This is a genomic window from Pseudoalteromonas prydzensis, from assembly GCF_011050055.1.
GTDB classification, from domain to species: domain Bacteria; phylum Pseudomonadota; class Gammaproteobacteria; order Enterobacterales; family Alteromonadaceae; genus Pseudoalteromonas; species Pseudoalteromonas prydzensis_A.
Window position 1 is genome coordinate 34475 of sequence record NZ_DRGM01000167.1, and the last position, 22733, is coordinate 57207.

22 protein-coding genes are annotated in these 22733 nt (G+C 41.7%); 13 read left to right on the forward strand and 9 right to left on the reverse strand.

The window, feature by feature from the left end:
• Positions 1–160 precede the first annotated feature (160 nt).
• The gene (locus ENH88_RS15895) at positions 161–2023 is read right to left on the reverse strand and encodes a M20/M25/M40 family metallo-hydrolase (protein ID WP_304183659.1); all 1863 of its coding nucleotides are present in this window, start codon (positions 2021–2023) and stop codon (positions 161–163) included.
• A gap of 95 nt (positions 2024–2118) precedes the next feature.
• On the reverse strand, positions 2119–4305 hold the full coding sequence (locus ENH88_RS15900; protein WP_304183660.1) for a M4 family metallopeptidase: 2187 nt from the start codon (positions 4303–4305) through the stop codon (positions 2119–2121).
• A gap of 505 nt (positions 4306–4810) precedes the next feature.
• Here ENH88_RS15900 and ENH88_RS15905 point away from each other — a divergent pair.
• On the forward strand, positions 4811–6085 hold the full coding sequence (locus ENH88_RS15905) for a cation:proton antiporter (RefSeq protein WP_304183662.1): 1275 nt from the start codon (positions 4811–4813) through the stop codon (positions 6083–6085).
• A 20-nt stretch (positions 6086–6105) separates the two neighbouring features.
• On the opposite strand, the gene ENH88_RS15910 is transcribed toward ENH88_RS15905, so the two are convergent.
• Entirely contained in the window at positions 6106–7068 is a 963-nt protein-coding gene (locus ENH88_RS15910; RefSeq protein WP_304183664.1) for a sensor domain-containing diguanylate cyclase, read from the reverse strand.
• Positions 7069–7154: 86 nt separating this feature from the next.
• The gene (locus tag ENH88_RS15915) at positions 7155–7388 is read right to left on the reverse strand and encodes a hypothetical protein (RefSeq protein WP_304183665.1); all 234 of its coding nucleotides are present in this window, start codon (positions 7386–7388) and stop codon (positions 7155–7157) included.
• 364 nt (positions 7389–7752) lie between these two features.
• On the opposite strand from ENH88_RS15915, the gene hisG reads away from it, so the two are divergent.
• From hisG to hisIE, 8 genes are read left to right on the forward strand one after another with little or no spacing between them, the layout of a single operon-like run.
• Entirely contained in the window at positions 7753–8652 is a 900-nt protein-coding gene (gene hisG / locus ENH88_RS15920) for an ATP phosphoribosyltransferase (protein ID WP_304183667.1), read from the forward strand.
• A gap of 4 nt (positions 8653–8656) precedes the next feature.
• Positions 8657–9958, forward strand: a complete 1302-nt coding sequence (gene hisD / locus ENH88_RS15925) for a histidinol dehydrogenase (protein WP_304183668.1) — start codon at positions 8657–8659, stop codon at positions 9956–9958.
• Positions 9948–11033, forward strand: a complete 1086-nt coding sequence (hisC, locus tag ENH88_RS15930) for a histidinol-phosphate transaminase (RefSeq protein WP_304183670.1) — start codon at positions 9948–9950, stop codon at positions 11031–11033. The genes hisD and hisC overlap by 11 nt, the downstream gene beginning before the upstream one ends.
• A complete protein-coding gene (gene hisB / locus ENH88_RS15935) occupies positions 11030–12091 on the forward strand; it encodes a bifunctional histidinol-phosphatase/imidazoleglycerol-phosphate dehydratase HisB (protein ID WP_304183672.1) in 1062 nt (353 codons plus the stop codon). The genes hisC and hisB overlap by 4 nt, the downstream gene beginning before the upstream one ends.
• On the forward strand, positions 12088–12678 hold the full coding sequence (gene hisH / locus ENH88_RS15940; RefSeq protein ID WP_304183674.1) for an imidazole glycerol phosphate synthase subunit HisH: 591 nt from the start codon (positions 12088–12090) through the stop codon (positions 12676–12678). The genes hisB and hisH overlap by 4 nt, the downstream gene beginning before the upstream one ends.
• 25 nt (positions 12679–12703) lie before the next feature.
• Complete coding sequence (locus ENH88_RS15945; protein ID WP_304183677.1) at positions 12704–13438, forward strand: 1-(5-phosphoribosyl)-5-[(5-phosphoribosylamino)methylideneamino] imidazole-4-carboxamide isomerase; 735 nt, start codon at positions 12704–12706, stop codon at positions 13436–13438.
• On the forward strand, positions 13420–14199 hold the full coding sequence (gene hisF, locus ENH88_RS15950; protein ID WP_304183678.1) for an imidazole glycerol phosphate synthase subunit HisF: 780 nt from the start codon (positions 13420–13422) through the stop codon (positions 14197–14199). Before ENH88_RS15945 ends, hisF begins: the two co-directional genes overlap by 19 nt.
• Positions 14190–14804: a bifunctional phosphoribosyl-AMP cyclohydrolase/phosphoribosyl-ATP diphosphatase HisIE gene (hisIE, locus tag ENH88_RS15955; protein ID WP_304183680.1), complete on the forward strand. Its 615-nt coding sequence runs from the start codon at positions 14190–14192 to the stop codon at positions 14802–14804. The genes hisF and hisIE overlap by 10 nt, the downstream gene beginning before the upstream one ends.
• Positions 14805–14990: 186 nt before the next feature.
• Here the strand turns inward: hisIE and ENH88_RS15960 are convergent, their stop codons facing one another.
• Both ENH88_RS15960 and ENH88_RS15965 read right to left on the reverse strand, forming a co-directional pair.
• A complete protein-coding gene (locus ENH88_RS15960) occupies positions 14991–15293 on the reverse strand; it encodes a helix-turn-helix domain-containing protein (RefSeq protein WP_283709236.1) in 303 nt (100 codons plus the stop codon).
• Positions 15286–15657 (reverse strand): type II toxin-antitoxin system RelE/ParE family toxin, encoded by a 372-nt coding sequence (locus ENH88_RS15965; protein WP_304183683.1) that lies wholly within the window; start codon positions 15655–15657, stop codon positions 15286–15288. The genes ENH88_RS15960 and ENH88_RS15965 overlap by 8 nt, the downstream gene beginning before the upstream one ends.
• Positions 15658–15860: 203 nt before the next feature.
• Here ENH88_RS15965 and ENH88_RS15970 point away from each other — a divergent pair, with 203 nt between their 5' ends.
• From ENH88_RS15970 to ENH88_RS15980, 3 genes are all read left to right on the forward strand, one after another.
• Positions 15861–16598, forward strand: coding sequence for a hypothetical protein (locus ENH88_RS15970; protein ID WP_304183685.1), 738 nt, complete (start codon positions 15861–15863; stop codon positions 16596–16598).
• A 170-nt stretch (positions 16599–16768) separates the two neighbouring features.
• Complete coding sequence (locus tag ENH88_RS15975; protein ID WP_283709233.1) at positions 16769–17281, forward strand: hypothetical protein; 513 nt, start codon at positions 16769–16771, stop codon at positions 17279–17281.
• A gap of 53 nt (positions 17282–17334) precedes the next feature.
• Entirely contained in the window at positions 17335–17523 is a 189-nt protein-coding gene (locus ENH88_RS15980) for a DUF1289 domain-containing protein (protein ID WP_283709232.1), read from the forward strand.
• Positions 17524–17527: 4 nt separating this feature from the next.
• On the opposite strand, the gene ENH88_RS15985 is transcribed toward ENH88_RS15980, so the two are convergent.
• A complete protein-coding gene (locus ENH88_RS15985) occupies positions 17528–18091 on the reverse strand; it encodes an NADPH-dependent FMN reductase (RefSeq protein WP_304183687.1) in 564 nt (187 codons plus the stop codon).
• A 247-nt stretch (positions 18092–18338) separates the two neighbouring features.
• Complete coding sequence (locus ENH88_RS15990; protein WP_304183688.1) at positions 18339–19610, reverse strand: O-acetylhomoserine aminocarboxypropyltransferase/cysteine synthase family protein; 1272 nt, start codon at positions 19608–19610, stop codon at positions 18339–18341.
• A 394-nt stretch (positions 19611–20004) separates the two neighbouring features.
• Between ENH88_RS15990 and ENH88_RS15995 the strand changes: the two genes are divergently transcribed.
• Positions 20005–20970, forward strand: a complete 966-nt coding sequence (locus ENH88_RS15995; RefSeq protein ID WP_304183690.1) for a hypothetical protein — start codon at positions 20005–20007, stop codon at positions 20968–20970.
• A 152-nt stretch (positions 20971–21122) separates the two neighbouring features.
• Here the strand turns inward: ENH88_RS15995 and ENH88_RS16000 are convergent, their stop codons facing one another.
• The gene (locus ENH88_RS16000; protein WP_304183691.1) at positions 21123–22724 is read right to left on the reverse strand and encodes a M56 family metallopeptidase; all 1602 of its coding nucleotides are present in this window, start codon (positions 22722–22724) and stop codon (positions 21123–21125) included.
• Between the last annotated feature and the right edge of the window lie 9 nt (positions 22725–22733).

The window sequence follows — 22733 nt, forward strand, 5'->3', positions numbered from 1 at the left end:
TGACAACGCCAATGGTCCATCTGCACTAAAAAGCTGTTTGATAATAACGATCGCTTAACTAAAAATAATGGCAAGATTTTACGCAAGCACAGTAACTAGAGCAAGTGAATACGCAAAGCAAATAGCAAAGCAGCTTACCTTTGCTATTTAGCGCTTAACATTACTGCGCATTAATAGTCAAAGTGATCCCACTTGCGCCGCTGTAGCCATGTATATCAATATACCAAGTTCCTGCCTGAGGATTGGTAATGGCGCAACTTTCATTATTGCCGTTTTTATAAGGCCGACATTGATATGTTGAGGTTGTAGACGGTGCTGCAAAATTCATATACAAATCTGCATCGCCATTACCACCAGCTATTGATACATCAAGTGCTGTATAACCACTGGGCAATTGCTGAGTAAAGCGCGTCCACTCACCCGTAGCCACACTGACATTACTCTCGACCCTATTGATAGGCGGTGTTCCCGATGTTGCTGTGTAACTACCGGTTAATGATACACCAGCAATCTGATCCCATGCTTCAACCATCACATGGTATACCCCTGCTTGTAGATTATTGATAACGCATGTTTCATTACTCGTTGCGGTGGTACTTTTACAATCAAAGTCTTGCAAAGTCGGAGGGCTTGCATACTTCACATAAAGGTCTGCATCGCCACTTCCACCGGTTGTGGTGAAACTTAAGTTACTGCTTCCCACTGGTACCGACAAAGTATAAAAAACTTGTTGTTTGGCCAGCGCATTGATATCGGTAACTGTCACTCCGTTTTCTAATTCATTGTTAGTTGGAGGCTCAATATCCCCGGCATTTTTCGCCATTTCTGCAACATAGCTAACAGCTAGTTTTGCAAACTTAGTCGCATGATCAGCATCAAAATTACTGTCGTTTGCAGTATGGATCAGCGGATTAATATCAGCCATACGAGACTCAAAAGGCATAGAGGCCGCAAACCCCTGCTGATACCAAGATGCATGATCTGAGCAGCCATAGCCACATTGATCAAAACCGTATGTGAGTGTCGGTAGGTAAGTATCAATCAGTTGTCCTAAAAACTGATTTTGGGCTGTATTCGTATAATCTGTCATCATCACAATATCATCGCTACTACCATGGTTACCGGTCATATCAAATTGCACCATGCCCAGTACATTTTTACCTTGCGATTTATACGCAGAGGCAATGGCTTTAGAACCACGCAGACCAACTTCCTCCGCAGCAAACCCCATTATTTTAATCGTTCGTTGTGGTTTATAGTCGTTGACCACAATAGCGCGTAGTACTTCAGATAACACGGCAATACCAGAGGCATTATCATCGGCACCAGGTGCTCGGCCATTACTTGGATCCGATTGGTTAATAGAGTCTAAATGCCCACCAACAACCACTATTTCGTCCGCTTTTTCACTACCAGCAATAGTTACAATGACCGATGACTGCGCCCAACTATGGCTAAAATAATCAACACTAATATCCGTACGGCTACTGGCTAACTGCTGCCAGTAGTTTTTTAACCACTGCGATGCATCAACGCCACTTTGCACTGAGTAATAGCGATTATGGAAATTGCTCATAGAATTAACTGTATTGGTTAAATCATTGGCACTAATCGTATTAATAAGTTGTTGAACAGTTTGCCCATTATCGATGCTGTAAGTAGCTGCAACGGTATTCGTAGCCAGGCTTTGCACTGTTGCTAATTGTTCAGTATAAAGCTCTGCTTCAGCCAATGAATCATGTGCGACAAACCCACCACAGCGATGATAATTATCATGCATAAACTCACTTAAACTGGCGACTTCAGCTTGATTGATACGCATAAAATTCACGGTTTCTAAACGAGAGTCTTGTACAGTAAGACGTTCTGCATTGTGATGATGAGCTGTTTGATTCAACTTATAATGCTTAGCGGCGATAGGGTCTATCGTGACCCAAATCTTCTCAACATCTTGTGCTACGCTCAGCGGACTTACCAACAGTGACACGATGCCAAGCAATGCACTGGGTGCAAAAATATTCATAAAGGTTTCCTTTTTAAGCTGTGTTCATTAAATTTATGTGTTAAAAAACAAACAGATAAATAAGGGAGCGGATGCTCCCTTTGGTGAGGAATTGATTAGTTAGCCGATATAGTTAAGGTTACGCCGCTAGCAGCGCTGTAGCCTCTTAAATCAACATACCAAGTGCCTGCTTGCGGATTTGCAATGCTGCAGCTTTCATTGTTGCCATTTTTATATGGCCGACACTGGTAAGATGAAGTTGACGATGGTGAACCAAAGTTAACATACAAGTCTGCATCACCTGAGCCACCGGCAATCGATACATCTAATGACGAGTAGCCTGCGCCAAGTTCTTGGCTGAAACGAGTCCAGCCACCTGAACTAACACTTACATTGGTTTCAGTACGGTTTATTGGTGTAGTACCTGTATCTCCACCATCAAAACTACCTGTAAGTGAAACGCCTGATATTTGATTCCATGCTTCGACCATTACATAATAGGTTCCCGCTTGAACATTGCTGATGGCGCAGCTTTCAGTGCTCGTTGAAGTTGTACTATTGCAATCATATGTAGTTAATGTTGGTTTAGCACCAAACCTAACATAGAGATCCGCATCACCAGTGCCACCGGCAGTATTAAACTGTAGGTTAGTCGCATTTGCTGGTACATCTAAAGTGAAAAACAATTGCTGTTTTTCGCTACCACTGATGCCAGTACGCGGCACGCCATTGCTAAGCTCTTCATCTGCTGGCGGTGGGGTGGTTCCGCAACTACTACCTGAACTAAGGCTGGAAGTAACGCCAACCGCAGCAAGCGCACTTTGTACATCAGCTGGGTCATAGTTTAAATCACAGGCAGCGTCCATTACGCCATTACCCGCTAAATTCCAGTTGGTGCTGGCAGTCCAATACAATTGATTAGCCCGAGCCATGACCACAAATGCTTTCTTAGTATCCCAACCAGCTGTGGTTGCTAAGTTATAAAACGCTTTATTAAAAACACCTGAGCTGTAATGAACATCCATGCCTGAATAATAATTTGCTTGGTTATCAATCGAGCTGCCATCTTGGGTCGGATTATTCATATAACGCAATGCGCCATTGCCTTTGAAGATCTCTTGCCCGACTAACCAATCATTACTGCCTTTCATGTAAAACTCAGCGGCTTCACCAGCCATATCAGAAAATGCTTCGTTCAAGCCACCTGACTTGCCACTGTATACCAACCCTGAGTTTTGCTCTGTGAAGCCATGACTTACTTCATGGGCAGAGACATCTAAACTAACCAAAGGATAAAATGTATTTTGGCCGTCACCGAATGTCATTGCACTGCCATCCCAAAATGCATTTTCATAATTATTGCCGTAATGAACACGCATTTTTAATTGAAACGAAAGTGGCGCAGTGCCAAGCCAATCGTTATACATGTTATAAATCACATTACCAAAATAGTGGGCATCGTTAAGTGGCGAATACGCCCCGTTAATTTCCTTAAAAGTGTTTTCTGGGCACGTAAATGAATACGCTGTTGAGCCACTAGTACCGCCATTTAAATTAATGGTTTTCACATTACTGCTATTCATCGTGCAGTTATTGCCAGATTGCGTGACATCTAAGCTACCAAAGTCAGTACCATAAATGTATTTACCTGTTTTTAAATTACCGCCTGGGCCTGTTGCACTAGCATGTTGAAGATTATCAAAGCTATGTAGCAACTCACCTGAATGGGCATCGATGATCTGATATGGGCGAGCAGGCTCTGCGCCATAGGTCACATAAGTTACTTCGTAGACTAAATGGGCAATATTGTCTTCATCAATCCAAATTGCCAAACGAGATTGTTCGTTGTGTTTTTTAAGACCGACAGCTTTTGCCGCAGCAGGTGAATGTTGCTGACTACGTGCGATTGCCGTTTTTTTAGCTAGTTTCGGCTTAACAGTATCGATGTCGCTGCTAATATCATAAACCGCAGCGCCATGGGCACGCTTTAATTGTCCGTTACTATTAAAAGTTAAACTCACGGTGTCACCAATGACTGGCAACCCTTTATATTGTTGTTGATAACGACGGGTGGTATCACCATTGTTACTTTTAACTTCTTTTAAAACGACCAAATCGCTGCCATCTTCTAAGCCTATTAACTGCTTTGGGCTTGCCATAAGTACAGCCGAGGCACTCGTTTGCAATGCTTTATTTAAGCCTACTTGTTCATTTAGGTATTGTTTATTTGCAGCCAGTACACTTGATGCTTGTGTTAAAGCCAGAACACCAATAGTTGCCAATGTGATTTTAGATAAATTCACGTTTACGCTCCGTTAGATTGTTATGTATTTAATATTTTTGTATTAAACCGGCACTACCTGTTCCCGATTCAAGTTCAGCCTATACGGCTTTACCCAAAAATGAAAATGAAACATAAAATTAACAATAAAAACCAAAAACTAAAATGGAAACATTTAAAAACAATAGGTTAAGAATTAAATGTTAAATAATTAAGACGATAGCACTGAAAATTGTAAATAAATATATACATAAAATTAACATTTAGTTACATATCATTTGTTTTTATTATTAGTAATGTATTAATTGAGAGATAATTGCCATTTTTACTCAGAACTATGAAGAGGTGCATTACCGTGATTATGTTAATTGGCGGTCTATCGAGCTATCAATCTCTAACAAAAACGCCTATTAAAAGTGTGATTATCAGCATTATCGCGGTGACATTTCAAAGTCTCAGGAGTAACATACCCGCGCGAAAGTACATTCCTTTTTGCTCATTTCAATATTATTATTTAAGGTCAATCAATGAATGCTTGGTACCTCATTTGTTTTTTATCTGCATTAGCTATTTTTATTGCTTTTGCTAATCAATACATACTCAAGATGCAAACAACCATTGCCATAACAACAGGGTCAGTGGTGATATCATTATTATTAATTTTAGCGGTTAAATTACAAGGGGATTCGACCGCTCTTGAGATAACCCAAATCGTCTCAAGCATTGATTTTAATCAATTATTACTCAAAGGGATGTTAGGCTTTTTGCTGTTTGCGGGAGCACTTGAAATCAACCTTGCCGCGCTTAAAAAGCAGCGCTGGGAAATAACCGCCTTAGTATTGTTTTCAACCTTAGTCTCCACATTCATTATCGGTTACTTAAGCTTTTACTTATTTGCACTACTGGGCTGGCCAGTGCCTTTTATTTATTGTTTATTATTTGGTGCATTAATTAGCCCTACCGATCCTATTGCTGTACTTGCCATTATTAAACAAATGCGCGCACCTGAAGGGATCTCGGTTCAGGTAGAAGGTGAGTCACTCTTTAATGACGGTATTGGCTTAGTTATCTTTACAACTATCTTTGCAGTGGCATTTTATGGCACTGAAGCAACAGTGCTTGATATTGGTGAGTTGTTTTTAGTTGATGCTATCGGCGGTATTGTATTTGGTCTCGCCATTGCATTAGTGGGCCACTACTTGATCATCAACAGTCGTGATGTAAATATTCGCCTTTTGCTAACCTTAACGATCCCTACGGCCGGTTTTGCTGCCGCCAACATATGGGAAATATCAGGAGCCCTTGCCATGGTAACCAGTGGCATATTGCTGGGCAATATCACCCGTAGCAAAGCAACCGAACGCACAGGGCCTGAAGATACCCGCTATGTAAAAGACTTTTGGCATGCCACCGATAGCTTTTTAAACGCGTTGTTATTTTTGATCATTGGTATGTTGATTGTCACCATGCCAATCAGCCTAGCTGAAATCGGCTTAGGTCTACTGATGGTACCTGTGGTGTTATTTGCTCGTTTTATCAGTGTTGGCGCGCCGTTTGTGTTGTTTAAGAAGTTTAGAAAATACGACAAGCATACCGTTAAAATTTTAACTTGGGGTGGCTTGCGCGGTGGCCTTGCGCTGGCAATGGCGGCAGCAATTCCTCGCGATGAAGTATTTATAGGTGGCTCTGATTTACACAACCTGCTTGTTATTGTTACCTACGTTGTGGTGATATTTTCCATCGTTGTACAAGGGCTTACTATTTCGCCACTCATACATAGCAGTATTAACTCCGCTAAATAATATTGCTTGGGCTAAAAAGGTTAACTTGCCTTTTTAGCCGCTTTATTTTTGTACATATCTGCATCTGCTATTTGCAACAACGCTTCAAGCTCTAACGGGTGTTGGGGGTCAAATTCGGCTATACCAAACGAAAAACTAAATGTTACTAAGTTAGGTAGCGACTCACTCAATTTACTGGCACGTTCTTCTATGCGCGATATAAGAAGCTGGCATTCACGCAACGTTGTCTGTGTTAACATCAGTACAAACTCATCACCACCAAAACGACCGAACAGATCTGATTTACGACACGACGCGCTTATTACACTTGCAAATAAATGCAGCACTCTATCGCCTTCAGCATGTCCATATTCATCATTGATTGGTTTAAATGAATCTAGATCAATAAAGATCACAATCGCGTTTAACTGTTGGCGCATACAAAGATCTAAGTAACGTTCCGCCATTAAACTAAAACCCCGTCTGTTAGGGATATTTGTTAACTCGTCGCGGGTTGCTAATTGCATGATAGATAGCTCACGTTGTGCTATCAGCGCCAGATCTTTTAATGCCTGTATGTCTTCGCTAGCAAACTCTCGTGATTTGCTGTCAATAATACAGAGTGTACCAATACACATACCCTCTAATTTAATTGGATACCCTGCATAAAAACGTATTTTAGGTGTATTTAGTACCAATGGATTGTCTGCAAACCGAGGGTCAGTTAGTGCATCACAAATAACCAGCGGGTTATCATCTAATATCGCATGACCACAAAAAGAAATATCGCGGGGCGTCTCTTTAACATCGAGCCCAATACATGATTTAAACCATTGTCTATCTTCATCTATTAAGCTAATTAGCGAGATCGGTACAGCAAATAAATATTTAGCAAGGCGTGTCACGCGATCAAGTGACTCTTCACTTTGCGTGTCTAAAATATTTAGCGCTCTTAATGCTGCAAGCCTGGCCTCTTCATTGTCAGGGAATAACGGTTTATCCATTAAATACCTCAACATGCATATTTATTGACTTTTTGCGTTTATTTAATATAGCAGATTAAATAAATACTATGCATGTATTGAGTTCTTTAGGCCCATGTATCAAGGTGTTTTTCGCCATTTTCATCTTCAGATATGGCAGAACCATCAGATTTAGGTTCTTTATCCAACAGTAATTCTTTCTGAAGAAGCTCACGTTTTCTACGTTTTTCACGTTCAATTCGCGACGTGTTCGAGTCTTTTAGGCCCGCAATGTAAAAAGCGCCTTTCGATTCAAGTTGCAAACGGGTGATCTGCCCTAAATACGGGATCATCATATCCATACGTTCCTCCTTTGGTTACTCTTATCATCGGCCGTTATAGCTTATTCTTTAATTTATGCAAAAAAAACTTGCCAGCTTCCCCACAACTGTGTTTTTCTATATGTGAAATTTACTTAAACAGATTAAACACTTTTGTTTACATGAAGCAATGATAAAACGAAAGTTATTTAGGATATATTATAATGCGCTTAAACCCGACAACAGTACATCATCATCACCACCATTCATCGGAATAACCTGTCAGGTCTTTCGCTGAGAGGTTATTCCTAAAAGGAACCTCTGGCGAGTCAACATACAATGATTCATTTTTCGCCCTGAGGTTCCCTCGGGGTTTTTAGTTTTTAAATTAAAGGAAAAATGAATAATGAGTAATAGCAACCGTCTACGTATCGCCATCCAAAAAGGTGGCCGCCTTTCTAAAGATTGCCAAGACTTACTAAAGCAGCTAGGTGTTAAACTTAACTTACGTGAGCAACGCTTGATCGCCCACTCGACCAATATGCCGATTGACGTACTGCGTGTGCGCGATGACGATATCCCAGGTCTGGTAATGGATGGTGTGTGTGATTTAGGCATAGTAGGCGAAAACGTACTCGTTGAAGTACAAGCAGAGCGTCAGCGCCAAGGCGTACCAAGTGAAGTAACTAAATTATCTAAACTTGATTTTGGCTACTGCCGCCTTGCACTCGCATGGCCACAAGAGCTAGGCAAGCAAGATAAAAGCTGGTTTGAAGGCAAACGCATTGCTACCACCTACCCTGAAATCTTAACTCAATACTTAAAGCGTGAAGGCATAAACGCCAGCACAGTAATGCTGACTGGCTCAGTAGAAGTCGCGCCACGTGCCGGACTTGCTGACGCAATTTGTGATCTAGTATCTACCGGTGCCACGCTTGAAGCTAACGGCCTTATGCAAGGCGATACTATCTTAGAATCAAATGCCTGCCTTATCCAAAATAAAGACCTGCAAGATACCGACAAATTAGCGCTGATCAACAAACTTATGCCACGTTTACGCGGCGTGAGACAAGCCAAAGAAAGCAAATACATCATGCTCCATGCGCCAAAAGATAAACTGGATGAGATTTGCGATATTTTACCAGGCTCAGGTCAACCAACGGTATTAGCACTAGCTGGCTCTGATGAGTACGTAGCCCTGCACATGGTAAGCAGCGAAACCTTATTCTGGGAAACCATGGAGCAATTAAAAGCGCTTGGCGCAAATTCTATCTTGGTTATGCCAATTGAAAAGATGATGGAGTAACCAAATGCTGCGCTGGAATGAGGTATCCGCAGATGCACAAGCCGCGGCGCTAATGCGCCCTGCTGTAAGTGCAAGTGCTGAAGTTGAGGAAATTTGCCAAACCATTATGGCAAATGTAAAAGAGCAAGGCGATAGTGCCCTGCTCGCCATGGCAAAGCAATTTGATAATCGCACAACACCGCGGTTATTAGTGCCAAGCGAAGAAATAAATGATGCAGTGCAGCAGCTTAGCCCTGAGCTTAAGTATGCGATTGATACTGCTTATGCCAATGTTAAACGCTTTCACCAAGCGCAATTACCTAAAGATATTAAGTTGACTACCCAACCGGGTGTGTTATGTGAGCTAAAATATCAAGCCATTGAAGCGGTTGGTATTTATGTACCCGGTGGCAGTGCCCCATTACCTTCGTCGGTTATTATGCAAGGTGTACTGGCGCAGCTAAGTGGTGCGACAACCGTAGTGTTAGCAACACCGGTGCAAGGTGATTTACCGATTAACCCAGCAATTTTATATGCGGCTAAACTATGCGGTATCAAAACAATCGTAGAAAGTGGCGGCGCAGGTGCAATCGCCGCAATGGCCTATGGTACAGACTCAGTGCCCAAGGTGAATAAAATTTTTGGCCCGGGTAACAGCTTTGTAACTATGGCAAAACAACTAGTCGCTCAGACCATCCCAGGCATGGCGATTGATATGCCAGCGGGCCCATCTGAAGTATTAGTAATTGCCGATGAACGCGCAAACCCTGAATTTATTGCCGCTGATTTATTATCTCAAGCTGAGCACGGCGCTGATTCGCAAGTTATTTTACTTAGCAACAGTGAATTGACTATCACCCGCACTGAGCAAGCCATTGAACGTCAGTTAGCTAACCTATCGCGTCAAGATATCGCCGCAAAAGCATTGGCTAATTCATCGCTTATTTTGGTTGATTCAATCGAACAAGCATTTGATGTATCAGCGCAATACGGTCCTGAACACTTGATACTGCAACTAGCGGATGCTAACCCGTATTTAAGCAAAGTTAAAAATGCCGGATCTGTGTTTGTCGGTGACTATACGCCAGAATCGGCTGGTGACTACGCCTCGGGTACTAATCACGTATTACCAACCTATGGTTACAGTGCCACTTATTCAAGCTTAAACTTGCTGGATTTTTTTCGCACTTATACCGTACAAACCATTACTCAAAATGGTTTAAAAAACTTATCAAAAGCAATTTTACCATTGGCTGATGCAGAAGGACTTGATGCCCACGCAAATGCCGTTAAGGTGCGTTTAGAGGCCATGAACAATGAGCAATAACCCTTTGTTACCCGCTAATATTGATGCATTAGCAGCATATAGCTCGGCAAAAAGTGAGAAACTAACCGGCACAACGTGGCTTAATGCCAATGAAAGCCCGTATGTTAAAAGTATCGATATCAGCATTAATGATTTAAACCGCTACCCTGATCCGCAACCGGCAAGCGTTATAAACCGTTATGCAAGTTACGCTCAGTTAACCCCTGAACAAGTATTGATGACCCGTGGTGCTGATGAAGGTATTGAGCTACTGGTACGCACCTATTGCCAACCAGCGCAAGATTCAGTTGCGCTATTTTTACCAACGTACGGCATGTACAAAGTAACGGCAGATACCCACAACGTAGCAATAAATGACTTAAGCCAAGCATTATTACTCGATGGTACAGTTGATGAAATAGTCACCGCTGTTGGTAATAGCAAATTAGTGTTTATTTGTAATCCAAATAACCCAACAGGCAGCTTAACACCGCTTGAAAAAGTAAAGGCCATTGCCACAGCACTTGCCGATAAAGCACTGATCGTTGTGGATGAAGCCTATATTGAATTTTGCCCAGAGCAAAGTGCAAGCAAACTCATCAATGACTTTGCCAACATAGTTGTACTTAGAACGCTCTCTAAGGCGTTTGCGTTAGCGGGCCTGCGTACGGGTTTTACCCTTGCCCAAGCGTCGGTACTAGCGCCAATACGTAAAGTAATTGCGCCGTATCCGGTATCAACCGTGGTTGCCAGTATTGCTGCAAGTGCTCTGAGCCCAGATGCCATTACCTCTATGCGTCGCCAAGTAAGCATTTTAAACGCACTGAGGGCAAAGCTTAAGCAGTGGCTCGAAGCCTCCCCTGCGGTATTACAAGTACTCAGTGGTGAAGGTAACTTTGTCACTCTAAAGCTAGCCGATAAAAACAGCTTTACTATCGCACTTGAGCAAGGCTTAGTGATGCGTGCTTTTACCTTATACGGTGAAAACGATTGGCTACGTATTTCAATCGGCAGTGAGCAAGAATTAGAACAAGTTAAAATATGGTTAGATGGCCTAAGTCAATCAGCCACTTTTGAAGAGCAGGAAGTATCATGAGCAACCCGTATTTATTTATCGACCGTGACGGCACTATTATCGAAGAGCCAATCACCGACAAGCAAGTAGACAGTCTTGAAAAGCTGGCGTTTTTACCTAATGTGATCCCTGCTCTATTACAATTGCAAGGTGCGGGTTATCGTTTAGTGATGGTGTCAAACCAAGATGGTTTAGGCACAGATAGTTTCCCAACCGCGGATTTTGATATTGCCCAAGATAAGATGATGGCTATTTTATCAAGCCAAGGCATTAAATTTGATGAGGTGTTAATTTGCCCACATTTTAATGAGCAAAATTGTGATTGTCGTAAGCCAAAAACAGGTTTGCTTACCGAGTTAATGCGTTCAGGCAAAGTCGATTTAGCACGCTCATTTGTGATTGGCGATCGCCAAACAGATATTGGTCTTGCCCAAAACTTATGCTGCGAAGGCATTTTGTATGACGGTGACTGGAACGCGATAGTTACTAAGTTGACCACCGCCGACCGCCAAGGCCGCGTTACTCGCAATACCAAAGAAACGCAAATTGATGTCAAACTCAATTTAGATCAAAGTAAAAATGGCGAGATCAGCACAGGCCTAGGCTTTTTTGATCACATGCTTGATCAAATTCGCACCCACGCCAACATTGGCCTTGATATTCAAGCCCGTGGCGATTTACACATTGACGAGCACCACCTTGTTGAAGATATCGGTATTGCCCTTGGTTTAGCCCTTAAGCAAGCCCTTGGTACTAAATCGCAAATTGCTCGCTATGGGTTTGCCCTGCCAATGGATGAATGCAAAGCGGAAGCGCAAATCGATTTATCGGGGCGTGCCTCATTTGTATTAAACGCCAACTTTAGCCGTGAAAAAGCCGGTGATTTAGACGTACAAATGGTTGAGCATTTTTTCAAAAGCTTAAGCGACAATGCAGCGATCAGCTTAATACTGTCGGTTAGCGACGGTAACTGTCATCACCAAGTTGAAGGTTTATTTAAAGCGTTTTCTCGCGCTTTACGTATGGCCATTGCCGCTGATACCAGCCAACAAACCGCCAGCTCTAAGGGGTGTTTATGATTGCCATCATTAATACCGGTTGTGCCAATATAAACTCAGTGCGTTTTGCTTTTGAACGCCTTGGCCAAACGCCTGAGGTTATTACCTCACCAGAGCAACTTAAAAACTTTGAACGCGCCATTTTACCCGGAGTTGGTCATGCATCAGTTGCCATGAAGCGCTTAGTTGAAGGCGGCTGGCAACAAGCGATAAATGACTACCAACGCCCGCTGATGGGGATTTGTTTAGGTATGCAGCTTTTGTGCGACAGCACTGAAGAAGGTAATGTGCAATGTTTGGGTAAAATCCCAGGGCAAGTTAAAGCGCTGGATGTGGGCAGTTTAACCTCGCCGCACATGGGCTGGAACAATCTTACCGTTAACCGTGAACATGCGCTCACCAAAGGCCTTGATGCAAACGACCAAGTGTATTTTGTACACAGTTTTGCCCATACAGTAAATGACGCAACACTTGTTAGCGGCGAATACGGGCAAACATTTTCGGCGATTGTTGCCAACGACAACTACGCGGGCATGCAATTTCACCCTGAGCGTAGCGCTAAAGTCGGCACTCGGTTATTACAGAACTTTTTAGACTGGCAAGTTTAATCAAATATTTATAAAGAGAATTCAAGTGATTATTCCAGCATTAGATGTATTACAAAATCAAATCGTGCGTTTATACCAAGGTAAGTACGATACTGCGCAATTTTACCCGTTTGAGCTTGGTGCGCGCTTACAAGAGTACGCACAAAGCGGCGCAGGTAAATTGCACCTTGTTGATTTAGAAGGTGCACGCGATCCAAGTAAAAAACAATGGCAACACATTCAAGCAGCCACTAAAGCACTTAACGTGCCGTATCAAGTCGGTGGCGGTATTCGTACCGAGCAAGACGTAAGCGACTGGCTTAAAGCCGGCGCCAACCAAGTGGTGATTGGCTCTATGGCGGTTGAAAAACGTGATGAAGTGAAAGGCTGGATTGAAAAATTCGCTGCCAAGCACTTTGTTATCGCCCTTGATGTTAATAAAACCGACAATGGCTGGGCGCCTGCCACTCACGGTTGGTTAAGTGAATCTGAATTTGGCTTATTTGAATTAGTCGATTTTTATGTGTCATTGGGTGTTATAGACTTCCTATGTACGGACATCAGTAAAGACGGCACCATGACCGGCCCTTCGTTTGCACTGTACCAAGATTTAGCGAACCACAACAGCGACATCAAAGTACAAGCATCTGGTGGCGTAAGCTCACTTGATGACATTAAAAAGCTCAAAGAACTAGGCGTAGGTGGCGTTATTTTAGGTAAGTCATTACTGGATGGCGCATTTAATGTTGAGGAGGCGCTGGCATGTTATCAAAACGCATAATCCCGTGTTTAGACGTTAAAGACGGCCAAGTAGTTAAAGGCGTTAAATTTAAAGGCCATGAAATTGTTGGTGATATTTTAACGCTTGCGCAAGCTTACAGTGAAGCGGGCGCAGACGAACTGGTGTTTTATGAAATTAGCGCCAGTGTTGAAAAACGCCTACTCGATGTGAATTGGGTAGAAAGCATTGCTCGCCATATTGATATTCCATTTTGTGTTGCGGGTGGTATTAAATCAGTTGCTGATGCGGCGCGCGTACTTGAGCGCGGCGCGGATAAAATCAGTATCAACAGCCCTGCTATCGCCCGCCCTGAGCTTATTAAAGAACTACACGATGAGTTTGGTAAGCAATGTGTAGTGGTCGGCATTGATAGCTTTTATGATGAAGCAACCGGTGAATACTTGGTTTATCAATTGACTGGCGATCCGAACGCATCAAGCCGTACCCGTTATAAAACCGAGGAATGGGTGCAGCGCGTGCAAGACTTAGGCGCGGGCGAAATCGTACTAAACTGCATGAACCAAGACGGTGTACGTAATGGTTACGATAACCAGCAATTATCTAAAATGCGTGCTTTATGTGATATACCACTGATCGCCTCAGGCGGCGCTGGCAGCATGCAAGATTTTGTCGATGTATTTCAGCAAAGCCACGTTGATGGCGCACTGGCAGCCAGCGTATTTCACAAAAATGTGATCAATATCGGCGAATTAAAACAATATTTAATCGATAACCAAGTGGCGGCGCGACTATGCAACTAACCAAACAAAACCTTACCCAAGTTGATTTTGCTAAAAGCGAATTGATCCCTGCCATCGTGCAAGATGCCCGTACTGGTGTGATTTTAATGCAAGGCTTTATGAATCAAGAATCGCTGGCAGTGACCTTTGAAAAGCAAAAAGTGACGTTTTACTCGCGTTCAAAAAACCGTTTATGGACCAAAGGCGAAACCTCTGAGAATTACTTAGAAGTGGTGTCGGTGCATACTGATTGTGACTACGACTCTATTTTAGTGCTAGCCAAACCACTTGGCCCTACTTGTCACTTAGGCACACAAAGTTGCTTTGGTGATGCTGCCAAACCGGCATTAAGCTTTTTAGCCCAGCTTGAGCAAGTGATTGTCGCGCGTAAAAATGACGACCCCGAAACAAGCTACACTGCCTCTTTATTTGCAAAAGACTTAAGCCGCAGCTGCCAAAAAGTAGGCGAAGAAGGCGTTGAAGTTGCACTTGCTGCGATGAAACACGACAACGAAGAGCTCACTAATGAGTCAGCTGATTTGTTATATCACCTAATCGTGTTACTACAACGCCAAGGCTTAGAGCTGAAAGACGTGGTTGCGTGTTTGCAAGGAAGACATAAGTAAGTTTAACTAACTTGCTATTAAGCGCTGAGTGTTGCTCAGCGCTTTTAAGTGAATTACTCACAAAGAGGCCAAGAGGCGCTGCGCTTAAGAGAAATTAAAAAGTAATTACAAATTAAATGCTAAGCCTCGACACATAGCTACCGATTATAAAAACCGAGAAGCTAAGTAAGTTTTTTACAGTCTAGATCACGCTATGGTCTCAAGACCTTTCTTTTGGGCTAGTGAGAGCATTTTTAACGCTGCGCCTCTTGGTTTACTTTCACCTTGTTCCCATTTCTTCACTAGTTTATCACTAACATTAAAATAGCGAGCGAATACTGGTTGGGAAAGGTTATTTTTTTGCCTAAGACTTCGCACTTGCTCGGGTGTAAATTCATGTACCGTAGTTAAGCAAAGAGCATCAAACTTTCGCATGGTAGTCTTATTAATTACCTTAGACTTTTGCAAGCCTTTCGCAGTTTTATGTACTGCAGTTAAAATATCACTCATAATTTACTACCTCAATCAGCTCACCATCATCTACTAATTGGTTAAGCTCAGTCTGATTAAACGCTAAAAACTCTTTTGCTAACTCTTTTAAAGCGAGTTTTTCTTTACCGTTGATATTAGCTCTGTCGCTTTTAGCAAACTCATACAGAAAAAAGTATTTGTCTCCTATCACAGCCCCAACAATAGTGCGATATCCTGCACTTTTCCCCTTATTTCCAACAGCAATACGTTTTTTAAAAACATTACCACCCAACTCTGCATCAAAAAGTCCTTTGCTCATCTGCTCACAGGCGTTGATAAGATCATTGTCTGATAGAATTTCTTTTTTAGTTAAAGATGCAAAAACCTTCGTTTTATAAATCAAAGTATACTCCTATAGGGTATATTTACAAGGTGTAGAAATTGCCATTAATCAAGATTGGCGCAAACATGTTTCAATACCCATATAAGATACAACCTGTATTAGATAACTTTAATTTAAAATAAAAAATTATCAAACCCTCTTTAAACCTTTCAATCACTGTGTGCGACTAAACTAAAAACACCACAAAATAAAAGGGAATAATAATGATTAACGCATTCACACGACTGACTCTGATTGGCGCGGCACTGCTATCAGCTCAAGCTTTGGCTTGGAATAACGAGATGACACTACAAGACACAAAACAGCTTACCCTTGATGCTCAATCACTATCAGCATTAAACGTTGCAGCCGGTTCGGGCTTTTTACATATCGTAGGCAGTAATACCGACACCGTAACGGTAAAGGCTGAAATTTATCAAGATGAAGCGCACGACAACTACTGCCTTGCTTTAGATAAAAGTGGCAACTCAGCAAAGTTAACCGCGAATAATTGTGACAGTAATAATGACCAACCAACGCGCATTGATTTAACGGTTTCAATACCGAAAACATTTACCCTTGATATTACTGATGGCTCAGGTGACATTTCGATTGAAAATGCAGCTACAACCAAAATCAATGATGGCTCTGGCGCAATTAAAATCAATAATATTTCGGGTCAATTAACCATTGAAGATGGCTCAGGCGCAATCACTGCGAGCAATATTACTGACAACGTAAATATCCATGACGGCTCTGGCAGTATTGAACTGGCAAACACTCAAGGTGATGTAATTATTCATGATGGTTCGGGCAGTATCGATGTGCAAAACATTGGCGGCAACGTTACTGTGAGTGATGGCTCCGGTGGTATTTATGTCAACAAAGCTGCTAGTTTTACATTACTTGCTGATGGCTCAGGTAGCGTAACAATAAAAAATGTACCCGTTCAAAATCGATAAGTGGCTGCGTTTAATTAAAATAAGGGCTAGTCGTCAAAAATAGCGCTGCGGACGTTTGATATAAGTCATGCAATGATTTTATTTTCACGTCTTTAATGGCATTTTTTCAAGCCCTTAGGTATCCTTTAAGCAACTTCGAAGGATTAGCTATCACATAAGGATAGTCCACTATGAAAAAGTATTTATCGGTATTATTAACAGGCCTTATTTTATCGGGTTGTAGCAGCTTCACGACTGAGCAAAAAGCAAGCATTGATAACCTCACGCCTTGTGAAAAAATCAATGGTTTATTAGCCGCCTACGACTCACGTTTTGAGGTGTTAAAGCGCACCCGCGTAAATACAAAGTACGCAGAAACCTGGACAGCTAAATACAATCTCGTTGGTGATGCATGCCAAATCAGTGCTCTCGATGCCGATACCGTAACTTATCGTTGTCAAGATAACTACCAAGAGCAAACGCAAGCGGTGGCCATTCATCAAAAGGCGGTTGACTTCACCCGCGCTTGTTTAGCGCAAAATAACTGGCATGAACAACAAAAAGAATCTGCCGATTCATTACGTACTACCTTTGTACTTGATGAAAAAAACCCAGCGATTTCAATCCATACTGGAAAAACATTATCACGCTCAACGCCATGGTCGACCTCATTTGAAGTGGGTAAATCAGTAGCAAATAAATAGCACTAAAACCATAAAACAGGCCAGCAAATGTTGGCCTGCTTGGCTAAGGATTTATGAATTCAACACCAAAAAAAAGTTCATCGCTATTAAAAACCGACTGCATTGGTAAATGCCACCGCCTCAAGGGCTATTGCAGCGGCTGCGGCCGAACTAGCGACGAAATATTTGACTGGATCATTTTATCAGACCAAGAGAAACAAGCTATTTTAGATACTCCCAGAGAGGATGTTAATAATCCATAACTTATTAAGGTGCATTACGTTGCGACGGATCGCGTTTAAAGTCTTTAATTAATTGCTTAGGATCAAGTCGCTCGCGTTGCTTACTTGCTGTCTCAGCCCACCACAGTAACTGATTAAACGACCGCGAAAAATATTCGCGCCATGATGCTTGCTCTGCCTCATTGTTTGTTTCACCACTTTCAATAAATACATCCTGCGCTTTTGGCACATGGATCATAGCTGACACCGGCAAACAGCCAAGCTCACTTAAAAAGCTGCGCATCCCAACAGCAGCGCGCACCCCGCCCCACTGCCCTGCAGAGTACGTAACAATAGCGCTGGGTTTATAAGCAAATAAAGAACTACCAAAGTGGTTTAACAAATTAGCTAATGCCGGACTCATTGAATGATTGTACTCAGGGCTGACCATAATAAACCCATCGCTGGCTGTAATTTTTGCCGCTAGATCATCGAGTTTTTTAGGTACCTCGGCTTGTGAATAAGCAAAGTGCGGTTTAAATATAGGGTCAAGGTCGTAATCTAGCGGATCTATCAGTTCAATATCATGGTCACTGTATTGCTCAAGCAAACAGCGTTAGCATGCCTTGGCAACTCTTTCACCGAGACGTGCCGGCTTAGGTGGCGAACTATTTCGAACTGAACCTAAAAAAATCAATAGTTTCATGTACTAGCATTCCATTTTATTTAAATCAATATACGAATATAAACGTAAATTTGTAAGGTAGGTCGTAAATAAAACCTACCTTACAAGCAAAACACAAAATGCATGGTTAAACATTAATGTGGATCACGCTTTAACCCAATAGCTAACGTTACTAAGCTTTATCGAGCGCTTGGCTTACATCAGCAATGATATCGTCGATGTTTTCTATCCCCACCGATAAACGAATTAAATCGCGGCTAACTCCTGCGTTCGCCAGTTCTTCATCATTCAGTTGGCGATGTGTAGTAGATGCTGGGTGGCAGGCCAGCGATTTGGCATCGCCGATATTTACCAAACGTAAAATCATCTTAAGGGCGTCAATAAAGCGTGTGCCAGCTTCAAGGCCGCCCGCTATACCAAAGCTTAAAATACCCGACGCTTTGCCACTGGTGGTTGTTTTACTCATTGAGTGATAGGGACTTGACGCTAACCCCGCGTAGTTTACCCACAATACCTTGGGGTGATTCTCTAGATATTCAGCAAGCTGTTGCGCGTTTTCACAGTGGCGCTGCATTCTTAGCCCTAAAGTTTCAAGGCCAATTAAAATGTCAGAGGCGTTTTTAGGCGCAAGCGCGGCACCGGTATTTCTCAGTGGTACAACGCGGCAACGGCCTATAAACGCCGCTTCTGCAAAGGCATCGGTATACACTACATTATGATACGACGGATCCGGCTCATTCATCATCGCAAAACGAGTGGCATTAGCTTGCCAGTCAAACTTGCCCGAATCAACAATCATGCCGCCAATCGCCGTACCATGACCGTTAATATATTTAGTAAGCGAATGCACCACAATATCGGCGCCTAGCTCAAATGGCCGGCATAAATACGGCGTTGCTACCGTGTTATCTACAATCAGCGGCACGCCTTTGCTATGGGCTATTTTAGCTAATCGAGCGATATCAACAATATTCCCTGCAGGGTTACCAATTGATTCACAAAAAACTGCGCGGGTATTCTCATCAATCGCGTTTTCAAAACCGGCAAAGTCATCGGCTTTAATCATCCGCGCTTCAATACCTTGGCGCGGTAAACTATGGGCAAATAAGTTATAGGTACCGCCATATACTTGGCTGGTACTGACAATATTAGTGCCCACTTCACATAAACATTGAATCGCGTAAGTAATAGCCGCCATGCCAGAGGCCACCGCCAGTGCTCCAATGCCCCCTTCCATGGCTGCAATACGCTGTTCAAGCACCGCATTAGTCGGGTTCATTATGCGGGTATAAATATTCCCAGGTACTTTTAAATCAAATAAATCAGCACCATGCTGAGTATTATCAAACGTATACGATGAAGTGTTGTAAATCGGCACCGCCGCCGATTTAGTTGTAGGTTCAGACTCGTAACCGTGATGCAGCGCTAAAGACTCAAGTTTCATAATTATTTCCTTCAATTAATTTGCCACTAAGCTAGCATTTATTGGTTATAAAGTGCACATGAAATAGATTAAAAGATGTTGAGAAAAATATTCTTTTAATAGAGGCTGATTTGAGCAAATTGTAGACCTAGAAAAAAAGAGTGTTGTTTAAATCTTTTAAATTCGGTTTAAGGATCCACAATAAACGCAGAGCAACGCAGGAAAGCTACTAGATCCGTTTCTCAAACTGAAGATGAAAGGCATAGCAAATACAAAAAAGCGCTTTGCATTAAAGTAAACTTCCAGCGATTTACTCACTGCTTATTTCAAGATTTTGCTAGTCACAGCCTGACTAAAACAATATTATTTCAGTCAGCTATGTCTTAATATTTAAATCAATTAAAAAGAAGAAACCTTGAAAAGCTACAATAAAAATAAGCACATCTGGATTTATCTAGCAATACTCTTAGTATTATTTTTATTCATTGTGGGCTATTCCTACAATCCCCCTTCAGAAGGTTCGCATTCTGCAAAGCACATTAGTGATCATTTAGAGCCATTATCCGCCCCTCCTATACCAGAAATCATTGCTGCTAACTTAACCGATAGCAAAGATGTTTCGACACAGCAAAATGAAGCGCACACAAATGATATTCAGCTGATTGTAATGCAAAGGACACAATGGAAACAGCAAGGCCAATTTAAAGAACACTTTAAAAACCTAAAAGTTGCAGCCGAGAATGGTGATATTGAAGCAAAATATATCATTGCAGCTAACTTAAGGTATTGTTTATCAGCGCCTATTGATGATAATGCCTTACACCTAAAGTTAGAAACAGTAGCCCAATATAGTGATGCAGGCGAAGCCATAGATAACACTCTAGAGAAATTTGAATATTGTACGGGCATTAATGAGATTGCACGCCGCCAATTTTATACATACCTTGTAGATGCAGCGCAACATGGCTCTGTTGCAGCACAAGAAACATTTGCAAATCTTACACCTGAGTTTTATATGAAATCACAAGGGTTTGAAACTCTAAACAGAGGTGAATACATTAAAAAACGCGATACATATAAACTACAAAAAGTCGCTTTTTTAGAGCAAGCAGCTCAACATGGCAGTGAAAAAGCATTAATGGCACTCTCTGATTTGTATCATTCACAACAACTAACTGAAAATAGTTTAGCTAACGCTTACGCACTAAATCGTTTAATGATGGAAATTACTAACAACAACGATCTTTATAACCGTTATGCGTGGTTTGAACAACGACAATACCCACAACTTTCAGCCGATGAACTTGCCAGTGCACAAACCATGATAGAAAAATGGCAGAGTAGCATCAGTAAAAATGGCACTCTTTATCCATCTGATTAATGGTTTAGATGATTCATTTACAAAAAAAACGCTTACCGTTAAGGTAAGCGCCCTGCTATTTCACTCATTACTTATTTTACGATTTTCATTTCGTCTAATAAGTTTTGTGCATTGTCTACTTTACACGCAGCTTGTAACAAGTTAAGCAGCTCTTAAATTTCTCTTAATAACGGCGAACCCGGAATGCTAATTTGCGGTAGTTTTGCGGGTGTAACTGCAAAAGGAGTTGGAATTTTAGCTTTTAATTCGTCCGCCTTTTGGCGATTATTTTGCTGATCGTACACATAATATCTAAGAATATTTGTATAAGTATTATCCCCAGCATTTTCGCTATTGAGTAAGTCCATTGCTTTGTCATAGTCAGCAACTTCAATATACGCACGGGCTAGATTCATCAGCGAACCAGGTTGCAACTTCCCATCTAAGATATCAGACAAACTTTCAAGCTCATTTATTGCTAATTCGTTGCGCCCCATCTGCATATAGGTTGTTGCAAGTACATTCTTCAAAAAGTACTCAGGGTTACTTCCCGGTGCGTACCACTTTTCGTATGCGTCTAATACATCTTGATACTGGCCAAGCTTATGATAAATATGACTCACTAAGGTAAAACTCAGTATTTTTAACTCTGATTCTTCATAGCCAGACAATGCGCTTCTGCTTTGGTGCCACTGCAAAATATTGGCTGCGGATTGTTGTAATTGTTGTTCATTCTCACTCTTTGCGTTTTTTGCACCTTCAAGAAGTGCTGCTAATTGTGCATTATATTGTTCACTGTAGGCTTGCTGCTCGACCACTTTTGTATCCGACACTTTGTTTTTTTTGCCATCAACGATTTGTGTAGCAGCTAGCGCGCTAAATGACATCGCTGCTGTAACCAATAATAAATATTTACTTTTCATTACTTTCTCCTTGTTTAACATTTTTATTCTTTGAATATTAAAACTACTTGTATGTGAAATACTCAAAAGTGGGGGGGTAAATAGTGGCGTGCTATGTTTTCGTTTTTGTTCTGATAACAATAAGCTTGCTAAGTCGAGCTGATACTTATCGTTTAATTTTTGCATACACAGTTCATCACAACGTAACTCAAGTTGTTGCCTTGCTTGTTTTGCTAACTTTAAACACAATGGGTTCCACCAAAATATACTTTCAATCAAGCAGATCAACCAGGTCCAGTAAATATCACCTTGCTTTAAGTGGGTTAGTTCATGGTGCAACACTGACTCCATCTCGTCACGATTAGTCATTGATGATTCAAGCCAAATCACAGGGTTAAGTACACCAGTGGCAATAGCTGGCTCACCAAGCTTAGTTAAGCGTATTGGGTAAGCTTTACTAATGTGATCAAAGTGATTACTCGGTGTTGAATGTATTTGTAAGTGTTTAATAAATTTACGGTATGCAACGACACGCCAGATAAACACACTTAGGCCAATCGTGCATAGCCATAAAAATACATCAATTATTGCAGGCCATTGATAATCCGCTTGTGGCTCAGCAACAATGCTCTTTGCCCTAGTTATGTCGCTGGAGGGCACTATGTCAAATGTAAACTCTGAGACATCAATCGTATAAATTGATGAAGCGGAAAAATAATTAATTTGCGACAATGTATGCCATGGCACTAGCCAACTGAATAAGGCAATTATCAATAAATAAAAGCTTAATGCGGCAGGTGCATTTTTTAAGCGCTGTACAGTTAGCAACACACATAAACTGATCAATGAGTTGGTAAGCAAATAGTCCATCATTTGTTACTC